Source organism: Hyphomicrobium sp., from assembly GCF_036833075.1.
GTDB lineage: Bacteria > Pseudomonadota > Alphaproteobacteria > Rhizobiales > Hyphomicrobiaceae > Hyphomicrobium_C.
On record NZ_DAITQL010000029.1, the window covers coordinates 17,781 to 20,869 of the forward strand.

The following is a 3,089-nucleotide window of genomic DNA, read 5'->3' on the forward strand; positions in this document are numbered from 1 at the left end:
CTGCCGCTCCATCGACGACGTCGCCGAGGCGCTGGCGTTCTGGAGCGTCCCGACGCGCGAGAGCCGGGCGAGGGCCGCATGACGCACCTCGCCTACTTCCCCCTTCACCGCTGGCTCGTCGCCCTGTCGCGCGGCGGCGATGCGCCTCATACGAAAGGCGAGCGGCCCCTCAACGATGACGGTCCGACGGTTCATTGTCCCCCGGTTTCCCCTTTCCATTCCCACTTCGTCTTGCCGAACAACCGCATCGAGCACTGTCGATCACGGTTGCCCATCAACATAATCGCCAGGCGCCGAATAAAGCGGAACATCGGATTTCCAAGAATTTCCCCCCTAGGGGAGCCTTCTCCATCCCGGCCGTTCGCCTGTGGCCTCGGTTGCTTGGCGACATCGCGGGTCGGGCCGGCGCCACCTGATCTCTCACCCACAATACGACATCACCCGCGAGCGGCCCTGATCACCCGGCCATTGAGAACCCGGGATTGAAGCGGCTGAAGTCGCCGGGATGGCGCCACAACAGGCGCTGCTCGGGGCTCAGAAGGTCGAGATCGATGAGCCCATGGAGCTCGCCGCCATGCAGCAAGCGAAGCACCTCCGACAGCGCCAGGCACGCCGCCACCGAGCCAACGAACGGCGCGCCCACGGCCTTGCCCGCCAGCAGCGTCATGCCGCACCGGTCGAGCGCGCCTTCGGCGACCAGCTTGGCATAGGCCGGTCGCGCCTCGACCGTTTCGCCGCCTGCGGCTGCCTTCCACATCTCTGCCGCTGGCCGGCGGCCGGGCAGCAGGTGAAGGCGCATCGTGCGGAAGTCGCGATGGCCGCGGCCCAAACCCGCCTCGACGACGAGATCGAACCCCACCTGGTCGAGGGCTCGGCGCCCCGCCGCGTTGTCGAGTCCGCACAGGGCGATCGCCGGCTCCTCGGGCTGGCGCTTGAAGTCGGCCGCGAACAGCCGCTCCTGAATCGACGCTGTAAAGCCGCGGCGCTCCGCCCACGCCGCCATCGCGCGCGTCTTCCGCTGCCCGATCATGTCGCTTTCACTGAGGATCGAGGTGCTCTCCGTCGAGGCGGTGATAAGGTCGATGTCCTGGAGCACAAGCGCGAGCTCGGCAGGGTCCCGGTACGGGAGAAGGCCCAGTGCCCAGAGATAGGCTTGGCCAAGATGCCCCAGCCCGATCAGCCACAGCCGGGAAGGCAAGTAGGTCAGCGCCGGCTCGCGCGCATCCGCCTCGAGCCAATCCGCGTCAGGGCTGGGGCGCCAGAGCGAGAACCCGACCACGCGCCGTCCCGCCGCCGGCATGCCGCCGCTCACATGGAGATAGGCTTCGTTGACGGCCAAAGCGGCCGACAGCATGCCGCTCAGCGGCATAGCCACGCCGGCGGAGGGCTGAAGATCGGAGTGGATCGGCAGGATCCCACCTCGCCAGCCGCTTGCCGCCGTTCGAACACAGAAGCCCTCCCGGCGAGCGCCGGGACCGCCCCCGATGAAGATGGTCGGGCACTCGTCACCGCGGAGTTCCAAGGCGCCGCCGAGCGCAACAACAGCCTTGGCGAGCGTTCGCCCGAGCGGCATCGAAAGGACGAGCGGCGCATCGAGCGCGCCGCTGACCGTCACGCCGCCGAGAAAGACGCGGCGGCCAAGGGCGACGGCCGTTAAGAGCGCGGCCTGGTGGACCGGGTCGCGAGCGGCGGCCGCATCGATCTCGACGGCAAGCCGGTAGCCGCGGAATAGGGCCTCGGCCTCCGCGACGCTCGCGGCCGTCCCGCTATCGATCGCGTGTTTGACAAGCCGATGAAACGAGTCTGGTGAAATCAACGCAGTCATGAAGGCCGCCTCCTTACAGTCCGATGTGGAAGAAGCGGCTGCGCTCGGCCGCCGGGACCGTCGCCCAGCGCTTGCCACCAAGGTATCGGTACATGCCGATGTCGCGCCGCGGCTGACGCCCGGTCGCGAAACGCGGCAGGATCAAAGCGATGTGCCCGGCGCGCGAGATCATGGGGTGGTCGCGGTCGGAGTCGCTTTGTCCCGCGCCGCCCGGGTGAACGTGGATGTCGGCAACGACCGACAAGCCGCGCGCCTTGCAGATCGCCCACAGCTCGCTGAAGTAGCGCCCGTCGAAGCGCACGATGCCACTGTCGAGGCAGTGTGGATCGAGGTCGTCGTAGAGGACGAAGTCGACGACGCGCACGCGGCCGTTTTCCCGACGCCCAAGCAGGAATGCGCCGCTCTCCCGGCTGCACCGGCGGCCGCGCTCACGCAGCCTCTCGCAAAGCCGCAGCCACAGCAGCCACGAGCAGGACAGCTCATGCCGCGGCGCGAACAGGCGCCGTATAGTCGCGAGATTGAAGAAGTTCATGAACCAGCTCCAGGTACTGGACGATCCCATCAGCTGGGCGCCAGATCTTCGACGGCATCTCGTGCCGCCAGTTGTCATGGCCTGCGAAGCTTTCGCGGTCGCAGGGCAGGTAAAGGGCGGTGCCGTTCTTCCAGTCGGTGCGGAAGACCGCCGACACGCGCCCGCCTCGCCCGCGCGGCCACAGATCGAAGGCGAGCACTTGGTTGGTCTTCAGGTCCCACGGCCCTCCCGTCGGGGCGGCCTGCGGGTAGCCTGCGCAGTTGAAGCGCAGGATGTACTCGCGGCCGTCCCTTGCGCTTGCGCCGATGAAGACGAAGGGCCAGGAGACGCCGGCCAGGCGCCAGCGGCGCTCGGCCACGCCGAGGCGGAACGTGGCCTTCGCCACGTCCGCCTCGAAGGCCCGCTGGTCCGGCCCGTTCACGCGCCGGCCCCGGAAGCGCCGTTCACCCGCTCGTCGGCGACGAGGTCGAAGGCGAGGCCGCAGACCTTGCCGTCGGTGAGCGCGCCGATATGCGTCCCCGGCGCCGGCCGGTCATGGGTATCGGCGATCTGCAGCACGTGCTCGCCGGCCTCCTCGTCGGACATTCCGAACTTGTGCTCGGCGGCCCAGCGCTTGACCCGCGCGACCGTCGTACCCGGTGCGAACCGGCGCTCGACCGTCTCGTTGTTGAACGTCACCGTCACCTCGATGTGACGGCAGCGGTGGATGTGGACCTTGAGGCCTTTGGCGGT

Annotated in this window: 5 protein-coding genes; all 5 read right to left on the reverse strand. The window is 68.5% G+C overall.

Going from position 1 to position 3,089, the window contains the following annotated elements; genetic code table 11:
* On the reverse strand, positions 1–195 hold a 195-nt coding region (locus tag V7082_RS10410), incomplete at its 3' end, for a hypothetical protein (RefSeq protein ID WP_334148258.1).
* A gap of 262 nt (positions 196–457) precedes the next feature.
* Positions 458–1,825, reverse strand: a complete 1,368-nt coding sequence (locus V7082_RS10415; RefSeq protein WP_334148260.1) for a hypothetical protein — start codon at positions 1,823–1,825, stop codon at positions 458–460.
* Positions 1,826–1,838: 13 nt separating this feature from the next.
* Entirely contained in the window at positions 1,839–2,357 is a 519-nt protein-coding gene (locus V7082_RS10420; protein WP_334148261.1) for a hypothetical protein, read from the reverse strand.
* Positions 2,305–2,778 carry a DUF7665 family protein gene (locus V7082_RS10425; RefSeq protein ID WP_012112796.1) on the reverse strand — a complete coding sequence of 158 codons (474 nt, stop codon included), beginning with the start codon at positions 2,776–2,778 and terminating at the stop codon, positions 2,305–2,307. The genes V7082_RS10420 and V7082_RS10425 overlap by 53 nt, the downstream gene beginning before the upstream one ends.
* A partial coding sequence (locus V7082_RS10430; RefSeq protein WP_334148264.1) for a hypothetical protein occupies positions 2,775–3,089 on the reverse strand: 315 nt, incomplete at its 5' end. The genes V7082_RS10425 and V7082_RS10430, both read right to left, overlap by 4 nt.

Coding starts and splice junctions, on each gene's coding strand:
- V7082_RS10415 (WP_334148260.1), bottom strand. CDS start 1,825: ATGACTGCGTTGATTTCACCAGACTCGTTTCATCGGCTTGTCAAACAC.
- V7082_RS10420 (WP_334148261.1), bottom strand. CDS start 2,357: ATGAACTTCTTCAATCTCGCGACTATACGGCGCCTGTTCGCGCCGCGG.